Below are 21,394 nucleotides of genomic sequence, written 5' to 3' on the forward strand. Positions count from 1 at the left end.
GCCGGCCTGTGACCGGCGCGATGAGAAAGTTTAAAACAGTTCGTGACTCTCGCCATTTTCCTGCAAGGTTGTGCCAACGTCATGGGTTGCATATTCCGTTGGCTGGGTGCCGTCGATAAAATATTCCTGGCGGGTATAACCGCCACCTTTCGCCAGTTTTCCGGTCGCTTTATCGATAGTCACTGTGACCACGCCCTCCGGTGGGGTGAGTGGTTGCACCGGAACGCCCTGCAACGCCGCGGCCATAAACTGATCCCAGGCCGGCTGCGCACTCTTAGCACCGCCTTCGTAGCCAGAGATCTGATCTTTAATCACACCGGAAGCCGTTGAGCGGCCAAGATCGCGGCGATGATCGTCAAAACCAATCCAGACCGTTGCCACTACCCCTGGCCCATAGCCGGAGAACCAGGCATCTTTAGAGCTATTGGTGGTCCCGGTTTTGCCTCCAATATCATTACGTTTCACATCGCGACTGGCACGCCACCCGGTGCCCATCCAGCCTGGTTCACCAAAAATATTGGAATTAAGGGCGCTTTTAATCAGGAAAGCCAGCGGTGTATTAATCACGTGAGGCGCGTATTTCTCTGCGCTCCCCTGGGCGGTACTATTCGGGGCTACCTGTTCCAGCTGCGGAGCGGGGACGGCATTATTATTGCCTTCCTGTGAAACCGCCACGTTTTCGACGCTTTCACTGTTCAACGCCAGTGATTTTTGGGTTTCACCGTAAACGACGGGCAGATGACATTGCGGGCAGGCAATTCGCGGTTGGGCTTCATACAGCATGTCACCCTGCTCATTTTCTATTTTGGCAATGAAATAGGGATCGACCAGAAAGCCACCATTGGCCATCACAGCGTAGCCGCGCACCATTTGCAGCGGTGTGAAGGAGGCTGAGCCAAGTGCCAGCGATTCGGTATGAACAATATTCTGCGCCGGGAAGCCAAAGCGCTGCAGATATTCTGCGGCATAATCCACGCCCATCGCCCGCATTGCCCGCACCATTACCACGTTCTTCGACTGACCAAGACCTTGTCGCAAACGGATAGGGCCGGCATAGGTCGGTGGTGAGTTTTTGGGCCGCCAGTCGGCCCCCGCGCCGGCATCCCAGCGTGAAATCGGCACATCGTTAAGAATTGACGCCAGCGTGAGGCCACGATCCATTGCAGCGGTATACAGGAAAGGTTTAATGTTTGACCCCACCTGGCGCAGAGACTGAGTCACGCGATTAAATTTACTCAGATTGAAATCAAAACCGCCTACCAGCGCCAGTACCGCGCCATTTACCGGATCGATTGAAACCATAGCCGAGTTAACGTCAGGCACCTGGGCCAGCCACCAGTCATCGTTAACCTTGCGCAGCCAGATTTGTTCTCCGGGTTGCACAACCTGACTGATGGTACGTGGCGTAGGGCCTTGTATCGTATCTGATTTGTATGGCCGCGCCCAGCGCATCCCGGCCAGCCCCAGAGAAACGGCGCTGCCATCGCGTAGAGTGGCTGTCGCTTCCTGAAGATTTACCGAGGTGACCACCGCAGGTTGCAGTGGTCCATAGGTGGGTAACGTTTTCAGATGTTTCAGAATGGCTGCTGGCTGCCAGGCCGGCTCGCCCGTTTTCCACAGAACGGCGGCCGGTCCACGGTAGCCATGGCGCATATCATAATTAATGACGTTATCCTGCACCGCTTTTTGTGCATCTATCTGCAATTTTTCCGTAATAGTGGTGTACACCTTATAGCCATCGGTATAGGCATTTTCACCATAGCGTTTAATCATCTCCTGACGGACCATTTCCGTAAGGTAAGGGGCAGAGAAGGCCACTTGCGGGGCATGATAACGGGCAATTAACGGTGTTCTGCGTGCTTCATCATACTGCTGCTGCGTCAGGTAATGCTGATCCAGCATGCGGGCTAACACAACGTTACGCCGTTGCAGGGCGCGTTCATGTGAATAAAGCGGGTTAAACGTTGAGGGGGCTTTAGGCAGACCGGCAATCATCGCTATTTCGCTTAGATTGAGCTGATCCGGCGTTTTGCCGAAGTAAACCTGTGCAGCGGCGCCTACACCGTACGCCCGGTAACCGAGATAAATTTTATTCAGATAAAGTTCAAGGATTTCATCTTTGCTCATCATCTGTTCGATGCGAATTGCCAGAAAGGCTTCTTTAATTTTTCGTATCAGCGTGCGTTCAGGGCTGAGAAAAAAGTTACGGGCCAGCTGTTGAGTAATGGTACTGGCGCCTTGTGAAGCCCGGCCGGAAAACGCCGCTACGCTGGCCGCACGAAAGATTCCAATGGGGTCAACGCCATGATGTTCATAAAAACGGCTGTCTTCCGTCGCAAGGAAGGCATTAATCAGCAGAGGCGGTACCTGTTGCAGGGTAACCGGGATGCGTCGTTTCTCCCCGTATTGTGCAATCAGTTTTCCGTCTGCACTGAAAACCTGCATCGGCGTTTGCAGACGCACATCTTTCAGGGTGTTTACATCCGGTAGCTGGGGCTCGATATATTTATACAAACCATAGACCGAGCCAACTCCCAGCAAAATGCAACAGAATGCAAGGATCAATAAATACTTTACGAACTTCACCTGATTATTCCCGCTTGTCGTGGTTTGGGCAGTTTATAAACAATTGCGCGGTAGTATAAATGCAAGCTAAAGGCTTTGATACGTTCTTTTGTTTCAGCCGATAGGGAGATCGCGCTCAATGGCTTTTCAGCACTGGAAAATTGGTCTTGATATTCAGAACGGTCAACTCTGTGCGCTGGCTGTTCAGCACCATCGGCGCAAAGGCTGGCTGCTGCGTCACTGGTGGTGTCATCCGCTGCCAGCAGATACGCTGGTACAGGGTGTGATTCAACATTCAGCATCACTGATTACGTTGTTGAGTCACTGGCGGCGGCGATTGCCGCAAAAGATATCGTTGCGCGTTGGCCTGCATCCTCAGCTGGTTCTGCAACGACAGCTGCAGTTGCCGGAGACGAAAAACCGGCTACGTGAACCTGAACGTAGCCGCTATATTACCGCTGCCGCAAGGCGACTGTTTCCCATGAGTCTCGAAGACCTGATTGTTGATTACCGTCAGCAATCTCCCTCCGGGGAGCTATGTCTTACCGCTGCGCATCGTTCGGCACTGGAAGCGTGGAATAGTTTTTTCCAGACGGCTGGATTAACGCCGGAGGTCCTTGAGTTAACGCCCGCAGCCCTCGCATCTCTGGCGCAAACAATGAAACTGCCTCCCCAGGCTTCGCTGGTGCATGCGCTGAGCGATCACTGGCTGTGGTTTTCTCCGCAACTTTCCCCGCCTGTTGGATGGTGTTTACGTGATGACGTCAGCGGCCTTGCCGCGTTGCTGGCATCGCGCCTGAAGGTTAACGGACCCGTATATGTTAGCGGCGTTCTCCGCGATCGGCTGGTCCCTCCCGCCTGTCAACTGCCGTCACCGTTCTCTTTGCTTAACCATTTGCAGCCACCGCTTCCCCGCCATCCGCACTGTTTTGCTCTGGCTGCCGGGCTGGCGCTGCGACCGGAGGAAAACCAATGGTATGGGTAAATCTGCTTCCCTGGCGGGAACGCTGGCTGGCGGCTCAACGCAAGCACTGGCTACGTATGTTGCTGCTACCAGCACTGCTGGTGAGCCTGTCTGTTGTCTGCGCGATTGCCTGGCAACAAGACAACGTACTTCAAACCCGGGAAAACCAGTGCTGGCAACTAGCCCAGGCACAGCTTAAGCGTGCCATCGAACGGAAAACAGCGCTGCAACAGGCAATCCATGCTGCACAGGAAAAGTTGCAGTACCTTGAGAGGCGTAATCAGCGTTTAAAGCGCTGGCAAAAGCTGGTGAGTGTTCTTGACAAAGCAGTGCCGCCGGGACTCTGGCTGGCGGAGATACGCGGTGACAATCGCAAAATAGCATTTACCGGTCACAGCAGTAAGGTGAGTGATAGCGGGCTTTTCAGGACAGTGCTGAAACAGTCAGGTTTGTTTGACCAGCTGCTGATGACGCGCCTTGAGCGTGCCGACAGCGGCCTGTTTGATTTTACGCTGACGGCCGACTGGACAAACAAGGGGCGCGGTGATGATTGAGTGCAGTATATGGTGGTTGTTAACCTTACCACCCTGGCGTAAAGCCAGCATTTTCCTGGCCTTAACTCTGCTGTTAACTGCCGGCAGCTGGCTGGCACTGGGGCGTCCCGCGGTGCGGGATGCCGCACGGCTAAAGCAACAGCAGCACGCTGTGCGAAAGCAGACGGCAACCTGTTTGCATCAGCTGGCACAATTACCACCGCTGAGCCAGTTGCATGCGCGGCAACGCCAGCAGCAGACGCAGATCGGTGCCGTTGCCAACCGTGATATCTCGTTTTCGTTATTGTTTCCTGCCGCCGCTGTACGTTTATTGCATTGGCAGACTTCAGCGTTTCGCCATTCCCTGCAGGTTAGCCTGGCCTGGGAGCAGCTTGCCATGCTGATGCAGCGGTTAGTGCAACGGGCGCCTGGCGCTTCAATCATTGGATTCAGCCTGCAACCGCACAAAGGGGAGCTGCAGATGGATATGGTTGTGGAGGGGGGAAATGCGCCGGCTGGTGGTGCCGCTATTTCTGTTACTGCTGGCCGGTAACGGTACGCAGGCGCGCGATCCTTTTCGCCCGCCCGCAGCAGATTGCTTTAGCCGGCCAGCTGTACCCTCCGGCTGGCAACTGCTGGGGGTGATTGGTCACCGTGACGATTTTACCAGTCGCTGGCAGTCGGCGCAGGGGAAGCGGCTGACGCTGAGGCAGCGGCAGAGATTCGTCCAGACAAACTGGCGGGTAATACAGATTGACATTAACGGAGTCATCCTTGCCTGGAAAGGGCAGTGTCGGACATTCCATTATTTCTTTTCATTAAAAAAAGGCCGGACAAATGCGTACATCCATGCTGGTTCTGTTGCTGCTACTGATGCGAAACACGCTGGCAGCGGAGCCGACGGTTTCGCTGACATTCAACCGGGCGCCGGTGAGTGAAGTCCTTCAGGCACTGGCTGAACAGCATGGCGCAAATCTGGTGATTGCTCCCGGCGTTGAAGGCTCGCTGACGATGAGTTTGCAACATGTTCCCTGGTCTCAGGCCTGGCATCTGGTCAGCAGAATGGCGGGTATCAGCAGTGAAAAACAGGGTAATGTTTTACTGGTGTTTCCCCGTCAGCAGTTGCCGCAAGCGGCACAGACTGATGTAGCGGTGGCGACCAGTTCAGATTTACCTCTGAAAAATCGCCTGATTCGTTTGAAATATGCCGATGCTGGCGCGCTTTTTAGCCGTCTGCAAAAAGAAAAGGGCGTGTTAATGAGCCCACGTGGTGAGATGACGCTGGATATCATGACTAACAGCCTGTTGCTGCGGGATAGCGCCCCCGCACTCCGCAACATAGCACAATGGATTGCCGCACTTGACGTACCGTTACAGCAGGTTGAACTGGTAGCACATATCGTCACTATTAATAAAGAAAAGCTGCAGCAACTCGGTGTCAGGTGGGGACTGGCAGGCGCTGACCCTATTGAACAGGCACTGCGGGCCAGTCAGTTTCATGTCAATTTACCCGTCGCAGATCCTGCTATCAGTGCCGGGTTCACCCTGGCGCACATTGATGGTCGTCTGCTGTCGCTGGAGCTGAGTGCGCTGGAACGGGAAAATCAGGTCGAGATTATTGCCAGTCCGCACTTGTTTACTTCACATCAGCAGCCAGCGAGTATTAAACAAGGCACAGAGATACCCTATGAAGTATCCAGCGGCAATAATGGCAAGACCTCAATGGAGTTTCGCGAAGCGGTGTTAGGTATGGAGGTGACGCCAGCAATTCTGGCTAACAGTAGGATTTTACTGAAACTGCATATTACGCAAAACGTTCCGGGAAAAACGGTAAAAAATGGTGACGGAGAGGTGGTTACCATCGACAAGCAGGAAATTGATACCCAGGTAACGGTACGGGATGGCCAGACGCTGGCGCTGGGAGGCATCTTTCAGCAGCAGCGCGACAGTGGCAAAACGCAGGTGCCGTTGCTCGGCAACCTTCCTTTGCTGGGACGGCTGTTTCGCCACCAGATGTCTCAGCAGAAGCGACGTGAGCTGGTGATATTTATTACCCCGCATCTGATGCATGAGCAGTAAACCCTATGAACTGACGATTGATTTTCTGCATTCAGGCGGAAGAGCGTTTGACGCACGCCCCGAATTAGCATACAAGATTAGCGGCTTACTTAATGGCTGAGTCCGGGAAGTGGCGTGACGGATTTCACAGTGCGGTTTTATTGCTCTGAAGGTCCATCCGCATGAGTATCACCCGCTCACTTTTACATGGCGAATAAAACTGCGCCAGACCAAATGAACTATTTGGTTGCCAAAGCACCGTTAGTGTTGAGATAATTTTTGGTCTGACTCTTGCACTATCGCTCATGAGGTTTCAGTTCATGTCCTGTCCTTAGATGACGGGGTATCATTAACGAATTGTCTTAGTAGTAATACCGAAAAAATGGCAGAGAAACGCAATATCTTTCTGGTTGGGCCTATGGGTGCCGGAAAAAGCACGATTGGGCGTCAGTTAGCTCAACAACTCAATATGGAATTTTTCGATTCCGATCAAGAAATTGAGCGACGTACCGGAGCGGATGTGGGCTGGGTATTCGACGTTGAAGGCGAAGAAGGTTTTCGCGATCGAGAAGAAAAAATCATTAATGAACTGACCGAAAAGCAGGGCATTGTACTTGCGACAGGCGGAGGTTCTGTCAAATCACGTGAAACACGTAACCGTCTTTCCGCGCGTGGCGTAGTGGTTTATCTTGAGACCACCATTGAAAAACAGCTGGCACGCACGCAGCGCGATAAGAAGCGACCGCTGCTTCAGGTTGATTCGCCGCCACGTGAGGTGCTGGAGTCTCTGGCGGATGAACGCAATCCGCTGTATGAAGAGATTGCCGATGTCACTATCCGTACGGATGAGCAGAGTGCCAAGGTGGTCGCGAACCAAATCATCAGCATGCTCGAAAAACGCTGAGTTGTGCTCCAGCTGAATTCATCGCTAATTAATTAAGGCAGTAAGCGCATGGAAAAGATCACCGTCTCACTGGGAGATCGTAGTTATCCTATTACCATTGCAGCGGGTTTGTTTGACGATGGGGCGTCATTCTGGCCACTCAAGTCGGGCGATCGGGTGATGCTGGTGAGCAATGAAACTCTGGCGCCACTTTATGCTGATAAAGTCCGCTTGATTCTTGAACAGGCGGGAGTCAGGGTTGACAGGTGTATTCTGCCAGATGGAGAGCAATATAAAACCCTGGAAGTGATGAATCAGGTGTTCACTGCGCTGCTGGAGGGCACCCATGGCCGTGATACCACGCTGGTCGCCTTAGGCGGCGGCGTGGTGGGCGATCTCAGCGGATTTGCCGCTGCCAGCTATCAGCGCGGCGTGCGTTTTATTCAGTTGCCGACCACGCTGCTGTCTCAGGTTGACTCTTCGGTGGGGGGTAAAACCGGGGTCAATCATCGCCTCGGTAAAAATATGATTGGTGCTTTTTATCAACCTGCCTCTGTCATTATCGATCTGAATTGTCTGAATACGCTGCCAGCGCGTGAACTGGCCTCTGGTCTGGCTGAAGTGATAAAATATGGCATCATACTTGACGGTGATTTTTTCAGCTGGCTGGAGAATCATCTCGAATCATTGATGGCGCTCGATAGTGCAGCGATGGCCTGGTGTATTCGCCGCTGCTGCGAGCTAAAAGCCGATGTTGTTGCCGCCGACGAACGTGAAGGCGGCCAGCGTGCTTTACTGAATCTCGGACATACTTTTGGCCATGCTATTGAAGCACATATGGGGTATGGCAACTGGCTGCATGGTGAGGCTGTCGCAGCAGGCATGGTGATGGCAGCCAGAACCGCTGAACGCCTTGGGCAGTTCAGCGCAGAGCAAACCGCGCGTATCATCAATTTACTACAACGGGCCGGATTGCCTACCACCGGCCCGGCAGAGATGCGCGCTGACGACTATCTTCCCCATATGCTTCGGGATAAAAAGGTACTGGCGGGCGAACTGCGTTTGGTGCTGCCACGGAGTATCGGAGTGGCGGAAGTGCGCGGCGGCGTCGCCCATGATATTGTTTTAGCAGCAATAGAAGCGTGCATGGCTAACCCACATGCCTGATTGGCGCAAGGCAGGTCGACATTGAGTAATATGCCATTCACACGGAATACCTGTGGCGAAGTCGCCAGACTGGAGGAGGATTGATGGACGAGTTTAAACCGGAAGATGAGTTAAAGCCTGATGCCAGCGATCGTCGTCCTACGCGACCGCGTAAACCGTCTTCGGCAAACCGGGTGCCAGTTTCCCGTCAGCGAATGATGATGGGTATCGGTATTCTGGTGTTATTGTTACTGGTAATTGGCATCGGTCCAGCGCTAAACGGTAACGATAAATCCGCTTCTGTCGGGAACAATAATGCCGCTGGACAAACGGCAACGGCGCAAGGTAGCAGCGGAAAAAGTATCGATCTTTCGGCATCATCTTCCATGAGCCAGACAGGCGTTTCTCCTTCCACACCGAATAGCGCTGCAGATAACAATGTGTCGTCTGCTCCGGTCAATACTGGCAATGCGCCACAGCCGCTGAATCCACCCCCTATTGCATCGACACCGACCGAAGGGCAGGCGGCCCCTGTGCCGCAAGGCCAGCATCGTGTTGAGTTACCCGGTGACCTTGGCAATGCGTTAAGCAGTCAGCAGAATCAGGTGAATGATGCCGCCCTCGGGGCCGCAGGTGACAGTGGTAGTACCCTGCCCACCGCGCCGGCTTCTGTTGCCGCTGGTGGCGCCGGTCGCACTTCGTCATCTTCTTCGTCTGCGCATGCTTCTGCACCAGTGAAGTCACCGCAGGGGACAGCCAAACGTCCGCTGCACAAAACCGAACAGGCCCATAGTACGAAGCCGGCGGCAAGGTCAGGGGGGGAACGGGTATCGAGTGTACCGGCGCACTCACATGCCGCGCCTACCGGACATTACACGTTGCAGCTCAGCGGTGCTTCGCAGCAAGAATCACTGAATAGCTGGGCGAAAAAACAGAATTTAAGTAATTATCACGTATATAAGACAAGCCGTAACGGTCAGCCGTGGTATGTACTGGTTACCGGTTCGTATGCCACAGCTGCGGAAGCAAAACGCGCCGTTGCCTCGCTACCGGCCGCCGTAAGGGCTCAGAATCCATGGGTTAAACCCCTTAGCCAGGTAAAGAAGTAAAGAAAAAATGTAAAGCAGAGCCGAAGGCACCGGCTCTGCATCGGATGACAGTGGATTGTTCAACATTCTTAAAGCGCTTTAGCTGTAGGTGATGCCGCAGCCTGAAGAGAATAATTAATATCACGGCATGAAAAAAAATCGCGCTTTTTTGAAGTGGGCAGGGGGTAAATACCTGTTACTGGATGAGATCCGTCGTCATTTACCAGAAGGTGAGTGCCTGATTGAGCCATTTGTTGGTGCTGGCTCGGTATTCCTCAATACCGATTACCCGCGTTATATCCTGGCTGATATCAATAGCGATCTGATTAACCTGTACAACATTGTTAAAACACGTACCTGCGAGTTTGTGCATGATGCCCGCAGGTTATTTAGTGAACAGTCCAATGCGGCAGATTTTTATTACGCTAAGCGGGAATGTTTTAACCATAGCGTTGATCTTTACGAACGGGCCCTGTTGTTTCTTTATCTGAATCGTTACTGTTTTAACGGTCTGTGTCGCTATAACCTCAGCGGTGAGTTTAACGTGCCATTTGGCCGTTACCGGCGACCTTATTTCCCTGAAGATGAGTTGTACTGGTTTGCTGAATGCGCGCAAAAGGCAACGTTTGTCTGTGAGTCATACGATGTTACTCTGAGTAAAGCGGATAAAGGCGCGGTTATCTATTGTGATCCGCCTTACGCACCGCTTTCGGCTACGTCAAACTTTACCGCTTACCATACCAATAGTTTTTCGTTGCAGGAACAACAGCATCTGGCAGAGCTGGCGGCCGGGCTGTCGGCAAAACAGCAAATACCGGTGCTGATTTCTAATCATGATACGCCGATGACCCGGGAATGGTATCAACGTGCGTCGCGTCTGATGCAAATTAAAGTCAGGCGCTCCATTAGCAGTCGTGGCGGTGGGCGGATCAAAGTGGATGAGATTCTGGCCCTGTATATTTAAGCTGAGTCTCTGATAACAACTGAGTTGCTAATCGCCTGAAGCCAGGCACATGAACCGGGAGAAATGGATGAAACAACCTTGGATTGCCCCTTCAATTCTGTCAGCAGATTTCGCCCGCCTGGGTGAGGATACGGCAAAAGTGCTGGAAGCTGGCGGTGATATTGTGCATTTCGATGTGATGGATAATCACTATGTTCCCAATCTGACAATGGGCCCGATGGTGCTGAAAGCGCTTCGGGATTATGGCATTCGCGCCCCAATCGATGTGCATCTGATGGTAAAACCCGTTGACCGTCTGATCCCGGATTTTGCGAAAGCTGGCGCCAGTTTTATTACCTTTCATCCGGAAGCCTCAGAACATATTGACCGCACGCTTCAGCTGATTAAAGAACACGGCTGTAAGGCTGGACTGGTGTTTAATCCGGCCACACCACTGAGCTACCTTGATTACGTCATGGATAAGCTGGATATCATCTTAATTATGTCAGTAAATCCCGGCTTCGGCGGTCAGGCGTTTATCCCGGGTACGCTGGATAAATTGCGTGCTGCACGCCGGCGCATTGATCAGAGTGGCTATGATATTCGCCTTGAGGTAGACGGCGGTGTCAAAATTGATAACATCGCTGAAATTGCCGCGGCAGGTGCGGATATGTTTGTTGCTGGTTCGGCCATATTTGGTCAGTCTGACTACAAAAATGTCATCGATAAAATGCGCACTGAACTGGAGAAGTCCCGTCATGGTTCCTTTCACTGATATTCATGGGCTGGCGTTCGATCTGGATGGCACCCTGGTGGACAGTGCCCCCGGACTGGCGCAAGCGGTTGATTTGGCGCTGGGCGAACTCAGTTTGCCAGCACCGGGTATTGAGCGCGTGGCACGCTGGATTGGTAATGGCGCCGACATTATGCTCACCCGCGCATTGCGCTGGGCGCTGGATGCCGAGCCAGAACCGGACCTGATTAACGATGCCCGTACGTTTTTTGATAAGTATTATGCCGCTACTATCAGGCAGGGTAGCAAGCTATTTCCTGATGTCAGCATGGTGCTTGAACGTCTGGCGGCACGCGGTTTACCGATGGCAGTTGTTACCAATAAACCAACGGCGTTTATTGCGCCATTGCTGCAATCTCTGGGCATTGCCCACTACTTTTCGTTAGTGCTGGGGGGCGATGATGTGGCACAGAAAAAGCCGCATCCCGCACCGCTATTTTTGGTACTGGGCACCTTCGGGCTGCTGCCCGAATCGCTGTTATTGGTTGGCGATTCGCGCAATGATATTCTTGCCGCCCAGGCTGCGGGATGTCCCTGTGTTGGTATGACTTATGGGTATAATCACGGTGAACCTATTACCGACAGCCATCCCAGCGTTGTACTCGATCATTTTAATCAGCTTTTGCCCACATTAGGGCTGTAAATCAGGATATTAGCATGAGCAAACCCATCGTTTTTAGTGGCGCACAACCTTCGGGTGAACTGACTATTGGTAATTATCTGGGTGCGCTGCGTCAGTGGGTGAAGATGCAAAAGGAGTACCAGTGTATCTACTGCATTGTTGACCTTCACGCGGTCACCGTACGCCAGGATGCAGCAAAATTGCGCAAAGCAACGCTGGACACGCTGGCGCTTTATCTGGCCTGTGGTATTGATCCCAATAACAGCATTATCTTTGTACAATCTCACGTGCCAGAACATACCCAGCTGGGATGGGTGCTGAACTGCTATACCTATTTTGGTGAGCTCAGTCGTATGACCCAGTTTAAGGACAAGGCCGCGCGCTACGAGGAGAATATCAACGTCGGTTTATTTGATTATCCTGCCCTGATGGCGGCGGATATTCTGCTTTATCAGACCCATCAGGTGCCGGTGGGAGAAGATCAAAAGCAGCATCTTGAACTGTGCCGTGACGTTGCCTCACGTTTTAATGCGCTTTATGGCGACATTTTCCGTATACCGGAACCCTTTATTCCTCAGTCTGGCGCCCGCGTGATGTCGTTACTGGAACCGACGAAAAAAATGTCAAAGTCAGACGATAATCGCAATAATGTTATTGGCCTGCTGGAAGATCCTAAATCGGTGGTGAAGAAAATTAAGCGTGCGGTGACCGATTCTGATGAGCCGCCGGTCGTGCGCTACGATGTTAAAGAAAAAGCCGGGGTTTCTAACCTGCTGGATATTCTTTCCGGCGTTACCGGCACATCGATTGCCGAGCTGGAAAAATCGTTCGAAGGGAAAATGTATGGCCACCTGAAGAGTGAAGTCGCGGAGGCGGTGTCTGACATGCTTGCTGGATTACAGGAACGTTATCACCGCTACCGTAACGATGAAGCTTTTCTGGAAACGGTGATGCGTGATGGCGCAGAAAAAGCCCGGGCAATGGCGCAGGAAACGCTGAAAAAGGTTTATCAGGCCGTGGGTTTTGTTGCCCAGCCTTAATCCACTGACGCACTGAGCTTCTCAGACAGACCCTGGCGTTACGGCGTCAGGTTTTTTTTATTTGCCGGTGTGCAACCCTATCCTGCTCTTTCCCCGCTGGCCGGACAAAACAAAAAAGCGGCGCTGGCGGCGCCGCTTTATGCTTATCTGATCCCTGTGGTGATAATGGCACCGCCATACGCTTGTCTGGCTGGCGGCTAACGGGTTAAGACGCAGGCTCTGGCGCTTCTTGTTTCCAGGTGCTGTGGCTACGATGCCTGGTGACAAAACCAAGCAGCAGACACATAAGGAACACAACAGCATACAGACAGTTAGCCGTTTTCAGCGCCATCTGAACGCCGTAATGGCTGACAATGGGTGCCGTAACGATAAAGGTCAGCATTGTGCCTACCGTACCGCAGGTCAGAATAAAGTTGACCAGTTTGGGTGAAGACACTTTGGTTTGCAGCGAACCCAGCGTAATGATGGTGGTATAAATAGCACTGGAGACAAAGCCCAGCGCCAGGATAATCCACTGCAGCATAGCTGGATTACCGTTGGTGATGAACCAGTACATCAGGACTGTGGCCAGCAACGCCAGCACGGTAACGATTCGCTGCGGATCAAAGAAACGTAATATGGCACTGAATACCCACATTCCAACCATATACGCTGTCCAGAAACTGCTAACCAGACCGCCGGCCTGTAGCATGTCCATGTGCAGATTGCTGTTAGCATACTGCGGTACCCAGGAAATGAAACCGAGCTGGCCGAGGATATAACAAAGGGCGGCAATGGCCAGCAGCGCGACGCCAACACCCCATGACTCTTTTTGTTCCGGCAGGTTTTCTTTGGGGGCGGTTTTGCCCAGCTGCGGGAAGTTGATGCTCAGAGTCAGTATGAAAATAGCCAGATAAATCAGTCCGATAAATCCGTATACTAAAAACCAGGGCAAGGAATGGGCCAGTATCCAGGCGGCTAAAAAGGGAAATAGCGTGCCCGCCATGCTGAAGAATGAATCGGTAAACAGTAAACGCGCGCCTCGCTGACGACCGTCATACAGGTGGGTGATCAGGAAGGTACCAATTGACATGGTAATGCCGCTTACCACCCCCAGCACAAACATGCATAAGGAAAATAATGCCAGGCTGTGGGTGAATGCCAGTCCGGTTACCGCCAGTAACATTAATATGAAGCCAAATATCAGCTGACGCTTGAGCGGAACAATTTCCATCAGCCAGGCATTAAGAAAGATGGCAACCAGTATGCCGCTGTTCAGAAAGGTAAACGTGTTGCTCATTTCCGACACCGGCCGGTGAAAATAGTGAGCAATATCTCCCATAACAACGCCAGTGACGATCACCAGTGAGCCGGTCAGAGCATAGGAAAGAAAACTTATCCATGTTAGACCAATGCGATCCGGATTTGACATAAATTAACCCTGTTTGTTGTAAAAAGTGCAAAAAAATGGCCACTATCTTAATCAGCAATGTGATATTCATAAATGTTTAATGAAATTTATAGTCTTATTCTCATTTTATCTGTGATTGTCATCACTTTTTATGGGGAATTGCTGAAAACGTTGCGCGTAGTGTGAGGTAAATAACGGTAAAGATCTGGCGCGCTGGTTAACCACTCTTTAAAATCTGGTGGTTTTGTGGTTGCTGCCCGATAAAGGAATAATTCATGTTTAGACGCACACTTACCGCTTTGTCTTCCGTTTTGTTGTTGTCTGCCGTTTCCACTGCAGCGCTGGCAGCAAAAGGCGATACGCACGTCATGCTGACCACGTCAGCGGGCAATATAGAACTGGAACTGAATAACCAGAAGGCTCCGGTATCCGTTAAGAATTTTGTCGATTATGTGAACAGTGGTTTTTATAACAACACGGTTTTCCACCGGGTTATCCCGGGCTTTATGATTCAGGGCGGTGGATTTAACGCTGAAATGCAGCAAAAAAATAGTAATCCGCCGATCAAAAATGAGGCGGATAATGGGCTGCTGAACAGTCGGGGTACGATTGCCATGGCGCGCACGGCAGATAAAGACAGTGCTACCAGCCAGTTTTTTATCAACGTCGCCGATAATGCATTTCTTGATCACGGGCAGCGCGATTTTGGCTATGCCGTGTTCGGCAAAGTGGTTAAAGGCATGGATGTGGCAGATAAAATAGCCCAGGTACGGACGCAAAACGTGGGTCCCTACCAGAACGTTCCGGTGACACCGGTTATTATCCTTTCGGCAAAAGTTGTCCCCTGATTGTCGGCGGGGGCGGTAGCTTGCCGCCCCTGGTTATCTGCGGCCCTGACAGGTCCGTTTTCTCACCGGCCAGAAGTGTGTGGCCCTCTGCTGGCTTTGTATGAGCAAACCGCTTATTTGCCCGGCAAAAACAGCCGGAGCTTGATTTTGCAACAAACTTATCAATATTCCCTGCTAAAAAAATGCGTAGAATAGCGGCGTTTCTTCCGGCCGGAGTGTCCATGCTGCTGATTATTGATAATTACGACTCATTCACCTGGAATCTTTACCAGTATTTTTGTCAGCTTGGCGCGGATGTTGAGGTGTATCGCAACGACGCCATTTCCCTGCAACAGATTGCCCGTCTTCGCCCGACGCATCTGGTGATATCACCGGGACCCTGCACCCCTGATCAGGCAGGGATTTCGCTGGCAGCAATTACCCATTTTGCCGGTTCTATTCCTGTGCTTGGCGTCTGTCTTGGCCATCAGGCGCTGGCACAGGCTTATGGCGGCCGGGTGGTTCGGGCGCGTCAGGCTATGCATGGCAAGGTATCGCAGATTGTTCATCAACAGCAGGGCGTTTTTGCCGGGTTAAATCAACCGTTAAGCGTCACGCGTTATCATTCGTTGGTGGTGGAGGCGGCGAGTTTACCCGCCTGTTTTGAGGTGACGGCCTGGAGTCTGCGTGACGGAGAGCCGGATGAAATTATGGGATTACGGCACCGGCATCTGGCGCTGGAAGGGGTGCAGTTCCATCCGGAGAGTATCCTGAGTGAGCAGGGGCTCCCGCTACTGAATAATTTCCTGTCACGATAAATAACCTTGTCAGTGAATGCTTTTTTATGCATATTTAATGATTATAATTTCACGCTAAATTTTAATGTCCACGGGTGAGGTAAGGCATGGCAGCAGAAAAAATAACGGTTAGCAGGGCAACGTTTGATCAGGTTATTTTGCCCGTTTATGCACCTGCCCAGTTTGTCCCGGTCAAGGGGAAAGGCAGCCGCGTCTGGGATCAGCAGGGGAAAGAATACATTGATTTTTCCGGCGGTATTGCCGTCACGGCGCTGGGACATTGCCATCCGGCATTGGTAGAGGCCCTGAAATGTCAGGGAGAAACGCTCTGGCACACCAGCAATATTTTTACCAATGAACCGGCTCTGCGTCTGGCCAGTAAACTGATTGCTGCGACCTTTGCTGAACGGGTGTTTTTTGTCAATTCTGGCACCGAGGCAAACGAAGCGGCATTCAAGCTGGCGCGTTATTATGTCGGGAAAAAGCACAGTCCCTATAAAACGAAAATCATCGCTTTCCATAATGCTTTTCACGGGCGTTCACTGTTTGCGGTGTCAGTGGGTGGACAGCCTAAATATTCTGATGGCTTTGGTCCCAAACCTGCCGATATTGTACATGTTCCTTTTAACGATCTCGCGGCGGTGCAAGCGGTTATTGATGACCATACCTGTGCCGTAGTGCTGGAGCCGATTCAGGGAGAAGGCGGGATCATGCCAGCCAGCCAGGCCTTTATCGAAGGGGTGCGTGCACTGTGTGATAAGCACAATGCGCTGCTGGTATTTGATGAAGTACAAAGCGGCATGGGACGCAGTGGTAAATTGTTTGCTTACCAGCATTATGGCGTGGTGCCGGATATACTGACCACTGCCAAAGCGTTGGGAGGCGGCTTTCCGGTGAGCGCCATGCTGACCACACATGACATTGCGTCGGTTATGGCGCCCGGTGTGCACGGTACCACCTATGGCGGTAACCCGCTGGCCTGCGCGGTGGCTGAAGCGGCGATGGATATTATTAATACCGACGAGGTGCTGAACGGCGTAATGCAGCGGCGTGCGCAGTTTGAAAGTGCGTTAAAGGCGATACATTCGCGGCTGGATGTCTTTAGTGATATCCGTGGGATGGGGCTGCTGCTGGGGGCGGTGCTGAAGCCGGAGTACGCCGATAAAGCGCGCGATATTCTTAATGCCGCTGCCGCGGAAGGCGTCATGATCCTGAATGCTGGCACTGGCGTTCTTCGTCTGGCCCCTTCATTGATCATTGAGCCGGCAGATATTGACGAGGGCATGCAACGCCTGAGCCGTGCGCTGGAAAAAGTCATTCGTGCTTAAGGGGTGGTCACTATCCTGAGGCGTTGCCGCAACCGCACAACATCCGCGGTTGCGGCCCCTGAGCACAGTTATCCTTATTTACCGAGCTTACGCGCCAGCCATTTGCCATGATGCGGCCGTTGTGACCAGGCCAGTGACGAAATGGTATGCATCACTTTCAGGTGGCTGAGGATACGCCTGACATGGCGTTCAACCACGGTAATGGGCCCTTCATGAAAATTTTCCGGCGCCTCCATAATATTGGTATCGGAGCCGGGGCCATCATATTCCAGCCGCTGCTGACAGCGTTGTAGCGCAATTTCACAAGCTTGCAGATAGCGTTCCGCCAGTGAGGCGGTGAGCATAGTGTGTTCCCGTGCCAGAATCGTCATGGCATTAATATGTTCGACAATAAACTGACTGTGGGTGACCCACAGCTTCATGTCTGCAAGATAATCCGCATTGAAGCCTGGCTCCTGCATGGCCTGATTCAGCGAGTTAAACAACGCATTATGCGCCTGATTAACCACAATCCGCTGGTAAGCCAGTTTTTCAGGTTGCTGTGCATTTCCCAGCAGCAGCTGCAGCGCTGACTGGTAAGCGCCAAGCGCATCGTGGGCGTTCTGACGCAATAAGCCGCTTTGCCACTGCGGCCACAGCCAGAGCATACCGCCAAAGGCAATCAGACAGCCAAGTAACGTATCCAGCAAACGGGGCCAGAGAAAGTCTGCGCCGTTAAGTGACAGCAGCTGTAGTGAATAGACGGCAGTGATGGTGAAGCCGATCATGGCCCAACCGTAGGATTTGCGAATAAACAGGTAGCTTACCAGGGTGATAACCAGCATCACCGGTAATACCAGGCTGTCCGGTGCATGGAAGTGTAGCGCAACCGCGGCAATCACCAGTCCGGCCAGGGTACCGAGAGCCCGGTGCTGAATACGCACCCGGGTAGCACTGTAACCGTTCTGGCTGACAAACATGATGGTCATCAGAACCCAGTAGGGTTTGGGCATATTCAGAAACAGAGCGAGGATACTGGCGAACCCCAGCATGACGGCAAAACGGCCTGCAGTACGTAATGCGGAAGATTTAAGCGATAGATAGCTGCGCAACGCCGGGATCAGCGGCAGACGCCGCTGACGATCCGCCATCAGGTCACGCTGGTACAGTGGCCGCTGGGTTCGTAGTACCCGGGCGATACGGCTGAAATGGTGATAGCAAAAATGTCCCACCGGATTGTCACGATGCTGGCGGGTGATTTTTTCGAGGGCTCCCAGCTGGTTATTCATGCTGAAACGCAGCGGCATCCGGTGATAAAGAATATCATCTGCCAGGACCCGCAGGCGGCTGGCAATGGTCTGGGCATTCCAGCGTATGACCGCTTCGGCATGGCTTTGCTCCACCAGTTTTTGCACTTCTTCAGGCTGATGCAGGCTAACGGCAATGTGCTCTTGTAAATCAAGCGCAATCTGCAGGGCGCGGGTGAGACGTTTGTAATGGTTCTGGCTGCCTGCTGACAGCATATGCATCTGCTGATAACAAAGATTAATCAGATCGACGGCTTTCTGCTGGCGGGCGAGTAGCGGCGGCAGCGCTTTTTCCGGATCGGTCAGTTTGGTCAACAGGGTATATTTTGCTTCGCAATAATCCGCCAGTTCGCGGTAGAGCAGGCTGAGGGTTTCCCGCAGAGGTTGTTCTTTCCACAGCCAGAACCAGAACCAGTTAAACAACCCGTACCAGATAGTGCCGAGGATATAAAATAGCGGCGGCTGCCAGACAGGCATCCGTCCTTCGAGGCTGATAGTAAAGATAGCGGCAATCAGTGAACCGGGTAACAGCCGCCCATGAAGTGGGCTGATTTCGCCGGTGATGCCGAGCAGCATGGTCATAACAAACATGATGACCGGCAGCGGAACGTTAAGCTGGCCGAAATACTGCAGGGCAAAGCTGCTGAATGCAAACAGACCGCCACCGACTATCAGGCGCTTAAAAAAACGCTTATGCGGTGTGTCCAGCCCGGCAATGTTGCAGCAGGCGGGGATTAACGCAAAAAGAAGCCCTGTTTGTAAATTGCCGAGCAGCCATCCTGCTGCAACCGGTAAACAAAGCACCAGCGTCTGACGCAGCGCGTAATTGACCTCAGGGTGATAAATAATTCGACGCCACATATGGCCTTTTAACAGAAATAAAAAGGCGCGATAGTGATTACCGCGCCATGTTGGTCCGGTTTGACTTAGCGGGTACCGTAAACAACGATGGTTTTACCGTGGGCAGAGATCAGGTTTTGATCTTCCAGCATCTTCAGGATGCGCCCCACCGTTTCACGTGAACAGCCGACGATCTGGCCGATCTCCTGACGGGTGATTTTGATCTGCATACCGTCCGGGTGTGTCATTGCATCCGGTTGTTTCGCCAGGTTGAGCAGCGTCTGGGCAATGCGTCCGGTAACATCCAGGAACGCTAAGTTACCGACTTTTTCGGAAGTCACCTGCAGACGTCGCGCCATCTGCGATGAAAGTCGCATCAGGATATCAGGATTTACCTGAATCAGCTGACGAAATTTTTTGTATGAAATTTCAGCGACTTCACAGGCGCTTTTTGCCCGAACCCAGGCGCTGCGTTCCTGGCCTTCTTCAAACAAGCCCAGTTCGCCAATGAAGTCGCCCTGGTTGAGGTAGGAGAGGATCATCTCTTTACCTTCTTCATCTTTAATCAGCACAGCAACTGAACCTTTAACGATATAGTAAAGTGTTTCAGCTTTTTCGCCCTGATGGATCAGGGTACTTTTTGATGGATATTTGTGAATATGGCAATGTGACAGGAACCATTCAAGAGTCGGGTCTGTTTGCGGTTTGCCGAGCACCATTCGCTGTTATCCTCTGTTTGTCAATGCGCCTGAATACAGGGGCTGAACTCCCTGACGGGCGTTAAGATATGAAAACAATTTCCCGTCGGGAAATTTATTCCGGGTCTGTTATCAGAGCGTCGCTCAGGTTTTGATCCCGCATTCACCATGTGGTCTTCCACCGGTAAATTGTTCAGCTTTGTTTGTAGCATAGCTTTATCTTACTGTCTCCTGTTGTCTCGCTTCAGCTTGATGCAGTTAACAGTGCATCATCTTTTTAAGTGAACAATACAGCTTCAGGTTAAATGCGTATGCAATGGCGCAAACAAGACGTCAGTCTCTGACGGAATTCAGAGGATGAAAGCGGGTTGGGTTAATAAATACAAATATATATCATTTACAAGTGAATGATTTGTATGCAGATCTGAAGCAGCCCGCCAGGGTGTCAGCCGATCTTTCGTCCTTCCATCAGACGCTTGACCAGGGGAGCCATAATTAACTCAATGGCCAGCCCCATCTTACCACCAGGTACCACCAGCGTATTAATATGTGAGATAAAAGAGCCTTGTAGCATCGCCAGCAGGTAAGGAAAGTCAATCTCTTCAAGGTCGCGGAAATGGATCACCACCAGGCTTTCATCCAGTGACGGGATGCCTCTGGCCGCGAACGGATTAGAAGTATCGATAGTTGGCACGCGCTGAAAATTGATATGAGTGCGGGAAAATTGCGGGGTGATGTAGTTGATATAGTCATCCATAGAGCGCACCACTGAATCCATAACCGCTTCGCGTGAATGACCGCGCTCGCTGGTGTCGCGCACCAGCTTCTGAATCCATTCAAGGTTGACGATGGGCACGACGCCAACTAACAGGTCGACCTGTTCAGCAACGTTATGCTGCTGAGTGACCACGCCACCATGCAGGCCTTCATAAAACAGCACATCGGTGGGTTCTGGCAGCGGTTGCCAGGGTGTGAAAGTTCCGGGTACCTGATTCCACGGCACCGCCTCATCATAGGTATGTAAATATTTGCGTGATCGACCGGTTCCGGAACGTCCGTACTCTTTAAACGTTTCGACCAGCAGCGAAAAATCATTGGCTTCCGGGCCGAAATAGCTGATATGGCGGCCTGAATCGCGTGCTTTGCGAATCGCCATATCCATTTCCGGGCGGGTATATTGATGAAAGCTATCGCCTTCCACTTCCGCGGCAGTTAAATCCAGCTGCTGGAAAATTTTACGAAACGCCAGGCTGGTAGTGGTGGTTCCCGCGCCGCTGGAGCCGGTGACGGCGATGATCGGGTGTTTTGCTGACATAAATTACGCTCCCTGATAAATGGCTGAATGACTTGTTACCACGTTCAGCTTACTGATGTCATCTACCAAACGATTTTTGCGGCATAATATTGACGGATTCATGTAATTCCGACCATACCAGTACCACTTCGCCGTTTTCCAGCTGGCGCCGGACATCCTCTACTTTTTGCGCAAGACTACGCTCCTGTTCACCGTAGTCGGTACCTTCGCGCAAGACAAATGCTTCCAGCAGATTATTCAGTGTTTCGGCGTCGAGTTGCTGCCAGGGAATGATCATA

General features: G+C 52.1%; 21 protein-coding genes. 15 read left to right on the forward strand and 6 right to left on the reverse strand.

The window, feature by feature from the left end; genetic code table 11:
* Positions 1-30: 30 nt before the first annotated feature.
* The gene (mrcA, locus tag BL249_RS12620) at positions 31-2,586 is read right to left on the reverse strand and encodes a peptidoglycan glycosyltransferase/peptidoglycan DD-transpeptidase MrcA (RefSeq protein ID WP_099705032.1); all 2,556 of its coding nucleotides are present in this window, start codon (positions 2,584-2,586) and stop codon (positions 31-33) included.
* A gap of 118 nt (positions 2,587-2,704) precedes the next feature.
* Between mrcA and pilM the strand changes: the two genes are divergently transcribed.
* From pilM to trpS, 12 genes are all read left to right on the forward strand, one after another.
* The gene (pilM, locus tag BL249_RS12625) at positions 2,705-3,550 is read left to right on the forward strand and encodes a pilus assembly protein PilM (RefSeq protein ID WP_099705033.1); all 846 of its coding nucleotides are present in this window, start codon (positions 2,705-2,707) and stop codon (positions 3,548-3,550) included.
* Positions 3,538-4,083 carry a PilN domain-containing protein gene (locus tag BL249_RS12630; RefSeq protein ID WP_099705034.1) on the forward strand — a complete coding sequence of 182 codons (546 nt, stop codon included), beginning with the start codon at positions 3,538-3,540 and terminating at the stop codon, positions 4,081-4,083. The genes pilM and BL249_RS12630 overlap by 13 nt, the downstream gene beginning before the upstream one ends.
* On the forward strand, positions 4,076-4,615 hold the full coding sequence (locus tag BL249_RS12635; protein ID WP_099705035.1) for a HofO family protein: 540 nt from the start codon (positions 4,076-4,078) through the stop codon (positions 4,613-4,615). Before BL249_RS12630 ends, BL249_RS12635 begins: the two co-directional genes overlap by 8 nt.
* Positions 4,569-5,000, forward strand: a complete 432-nt coding sequence (locus BL249_RS19505; protein WP_099705072.1) for a HofP DNA utilization family protein — start codon at positions 4,569-4,571, stop codon at positions 4,998-5,000. The genes BL249_RS12635 and BL249_RS19505 overlap by 47 nt, the downstream gene beginning before the upstream one ends.
* On the forward strand, positions 4,900-6,141 hold the full coding sequence (hofQ, locus tag BL249_RS12645) for a DNA uptake porin HofQ (RefSeq protein WP_099705036.1): 1,242 nt from the start codon (positions 4,900-4,902) through the stop codon (positions 6,139-6,141). Before BL249_RS19505 ends, hofQ begins: the two co-directional genes overlap by 101 nt.
* A 361-nt stretch (positions 6,142-6,502) precedes the next feature.
* Positions 6,503-7,024 carry a shikimate kinase AroK gene (aroK, locus tag BL249_RS12655; protein WP_099705037.1) on the forward strand — a complete coding sequence of 174 codons (522 nt, stop codon included), beginning with the start codon at positions 6,503-6,505 and terminating at the stop codon, positions 7,022-7,024.
* Positions 7,025-7,072: 48 nt separating this feature from the next.
* Positions 7,073-8,170, forward strand: coding sequence for a 3-dehydroquinate synthase (gene aroB, locus BL249_RS12660; RefSeq protein WP_099705038.1), 1,098 nt, complete (start codon positions 7,073-7,075; stop codon positions 8,168-8,170).
* Positions 8,171-8,253: 83 nt separating this feature from the next.
* Positions 8,254-9,258 (forward strand): SPOR domain-containing protein, encoded by a 1,005-nt coding sequence (locus tag BL249_RS12665; protein ID WP_099705039.1) that lies wholly within the window; start codon positions 8,254-8,256, stop codon positions 9,256-9,258.
* A 127-nt stretch (positions 9,259-9,385) separates the two neighbouring features.
* Entirely contained in the window at positions 9,386-10,201 is an 816-nt protein-coding gene (dam, locus tag BL249_RS12670; RefSeq protein ID WP_099705040.1) for an adenine-specific DNA-methyltransferase, read from the forward strand.
* A 67-nt stretch (positions 10,202-10,268) separates the two neighbouring features.
* The gene (gene rpe / locus BL249_RS12675; protein ID WP_099705041.1) at positions 10,269-10,955 is read left to right on the forward strand and encodes a ribulose-phosphate 3-epimerase; all 687 of its coding nucleotides are present in this window, start codon (positions 10,269-10,271) and stop codon (positions 10,953-10,955) included.
* Positions 10,939-11,616, forward strand: a complete 678-nt coding sequence (locus BL249_RS12680) for a phosphoglycolate phosphatase (protein WP_099705042.1) — start codon at positions 10,939-10,941, stop codon at positions 11,614-11,616. Before rpe ends, BL249_RS12680 begins: the two co-directional genes overlap by 17 nt.
* Positions 11,617-11,630: 14 nt before the next feature.
* Entirely contained in the window at positions 11,631-12,635 is a 1,005-nt protein-coding gene (gene trpS, locus BL249_RS12685; protein WP_099705043.1) for a tryptophan--tRNA ligase, read from the forward strand.
* Between the two features lie 205 nt (positions 12,636-12,840).
* Here trpS and tsgA read toward each other — a convergent pair whose 3' ends face one another.
* Complete coding sequence (gene tsgA / locus BL249_RS12690; protein WP_099705044.1) at positions 12,841-14,046, reverse strand: MFS transporter TsgA; 1,206 nt, start codon at positions 14,044-14,046, stop codon at positions 12,841-12,843.
* A gap of 254 nt (positions 14,047-14,300) precedes the next feature.
* Between tsgA and ppiA the strand changes: the two genes are divergently transcribed.
* From ppiA to argD, 3 genes are all read left to right on the forward strand, one after another.
* Positions 14,301-14,873: a peptidylprolyl isomerase A gene (gene ppiA, locus BL249_RS12695; RefSeq protein WP_099705045.1), complete on the forward strand. Its 573-nt coding sequence runs from the start codon at positions 14,301-14,303 to the stop codon at positions 14,871-14,873.
* 221 nt (positions 14,874-15,094) lie between these two features.
* Positions 15,095-15,670 (forward strand): aminodeoxychorismate synthase component II, encoded by a 576-nt coding sequence (locus BL249_RS12700; protein WP_099705046.1) that lies wholly within the window; start codon positions 15,095-15,097, stop codon positions 15,668-15,670.
* An 86-nt stretch (positions 15,671-15,756) separates the two neighbouring features.
* Positions 15,757-16,977 (forward strand): bifunctional acetylornithine/succinyldiaminopimelate transaminase, encoded by a 1,221-nt coding sequence (gene argD, locus BL249_RS12705; protein WP_099705047.1) that lies wholly within the window; start codon positions 15,757-15,759, stop codon positions 16,975-16,977.
* 74 nt (positions 16,978-17,051) lie between these two features.
* Here argD and BL249_RS12710 read toward each other — a convergent pair whose 3' ends face one another.
* The 4 genes from BL249_RS12710 to BL249_RS12725 all read right to left on the reverse strand — a co-directional run bounded on the left by BL249_RS12710 (position 17,052) and on the right by BL249_RS12725 (position 21,393).
* On the reverse strand, positions 17,052-19,124 hold the full coding sequence (locus tag BL249_RS12710) for a YccS/YhfK family putative transporter (protein WP_099705048.1): 2,073 nt from the start codon (positions 19,122-19,124) through the stop codon (positions 17,052-17,054).
* A 65-nt stretch (positions 19,125-19,189) separates the two neighbouring features.
* A complete protein-coding gene (gene crp / locus BL249_RS12715) occupies positions 19,190-19,822 on the reverse strand; it encodes a cAMP-activated global transcriptional regulator CRP (RefSeq protein WP_003852956.1) in 633 nt (210 codons plus the stop codon).
* 424 nt (positions 19,823-20,246) lie between these two features.
* On the reverse strand, positions 20,247-21,116 hold the full coding sequence (locus tag BL249_RS12720; protein ID WP_099705049.1) for a phosphoribulokinase: 870 nt from the start codon (positions 21,114-21,116) through the stop codon (positions 20,247-20,249).
* A gap of 58 nt (positions 21,117-21,174) precedes the next feature.
* On the reverse strand, positions 21,175-21,393 hold the full coding sequence (locus tag BL249_RS12725; protein WP_099705050.1) for a YheU family protein: 219 nt from the start codon (positions 21,391-21,393) through the stop codon (positions 21,175-21,177).
* Position 21,394: the final 1 nt, after the last annotated feature.

This window comes from Erwinia sp. OLFS4 (genome assembly GCF_002752165.1).
Classification (GTDB): domain Bacteria; phylum Pseudomonadota; class Gammaproteobacteria; order Enterobacterales; family Enterobacteriaceae; genus Izhakiella.

Coding starts and splice junctions, on each gene's coding strand:
- pilM (WP_099705033.1), top strand. CDS start 2,705: ATGGCTTTTCAGCACTGGAAAATTGGTCTTGATATTCAGAACGGTCAA.
- BL249_RS12630 (WP_099705034.1), top strand. CDS start 3,538: ATGGTATGGGTAAATCTGCTTCCCTGGCGGGAACGCTGGCTGGCGGCT.
- BL249_RS12635 (WP_099705035.1), top strand. CDS start 4,076: ATGATTGAGTGCAGTATATGGTGGTTGTTAACCTTACCACCCTGGCGT.
- BL249_RS19505 (WP_099705072.1), top strand. CDS start 4,569: ATGCGCCGGCTGGTGGTGCCGCTATTTCTGTTACTGCTGGCCGGTAAC.
- hofQ (WP_099705036.1), top strand. CDS start 4,900: ATGCGTACATCCATGCTGGTTCTGTTGCTGCTACTGATGCGAAACACG.
- aroK (WP_099705037.1), top strand. CDS start 6,503: ATGGCAGAGAAACGCAATATCTTTCTGGTTGGGCCTATGGGTGCCGGA.
- aroB (WP_099705038.1), top strand. CDS start 7,073: ATGGAAAAGATCACCGTCTCACTGGGAGATCGTAGTTATCCTATTACC.
- BL249_RS12665 (WP_099705039.1), top strand. CDS start 8,254: ATGGACGAGTTTAAACCGGAAGATGAGTTAAAGCCTGATGCCAGCGAT.
- dam (WP_099705040.1), top strand. CDS start 9,386: ATGAAAAAAAATCGCGCTTTTTTGAAGTGGGCAGGGGGTAAATACCTG.
- rpe (WP_099705041.1), top strand. CDS start 10,269: ATGAAACAACCTTGGATTGCCCCTTCAATTCTGTCAGCAGATTTCGCC.
- BL249_RS12680 (WP_099705042.1), top strand. CDS start 10,939: ATGGTTCCTTTCACTGATATTCATGGGCTGGCGTTCGATCTGGATGGC.
- trpS (WP_099705043.1), top strand. CDS start 11,631: ATGAGCAAACCCATCGTTTTTAGTGGCGCACAACCTTCGGGTGAACTG.
- tsgA (WP_099705044.1), bottom strand. CDS start 14,046: ATGTCAAATCCGGATCGCATTGGTCTAACATGGATAAGTTTTCTTTCC.
- ppiA (WP_099705045.1), top strand. CDS start 14,301: ATGTTTAGACGCACACTTACCGCTTTGTCTTCCGTTTTGTTGTTGTCT.
- BL249_RS12700 (WP_099705046.1), top strand. CDS start 15,095: ATGCTGCTGATTATTGATAATTACGACTCATTCACCTGGAATCTTTAC.
- argD (WP_099705047.1), top strand. CDS start 15,757: ATGGCAGCAGAAAAAATAACGGTTAGCAGGGCAACGTTTGATCAGGTT.
- BL249_RS12710 (WP_099705048.1), bottom strand. CDS start 19,124: ATGTGGCGTCGAATTATTTATCACCCTGAGGTCAATTACGCGCTGCGT.
- crp (WP_003852956.1), bottom strand. CDS start 19,822: ATGGTGCTCGGCAAACCGCAAACAGACCCGACTCTTGAATGGTTCCTG.
- BL249_RS12720 (WP_099705049.1), bottom strand. CDS start 21,116: ATGTCAGCAAAACACCCGATCATCGCCGTCACCGGCTCCAGCGGCGCG.
- BL249_RS12725 (WP_099705050.1), bottom strand. CDS start 21,393: ATGATCATTCCCTGGCAGCAACTCGACGCCGAAACACTGAATAATCTG.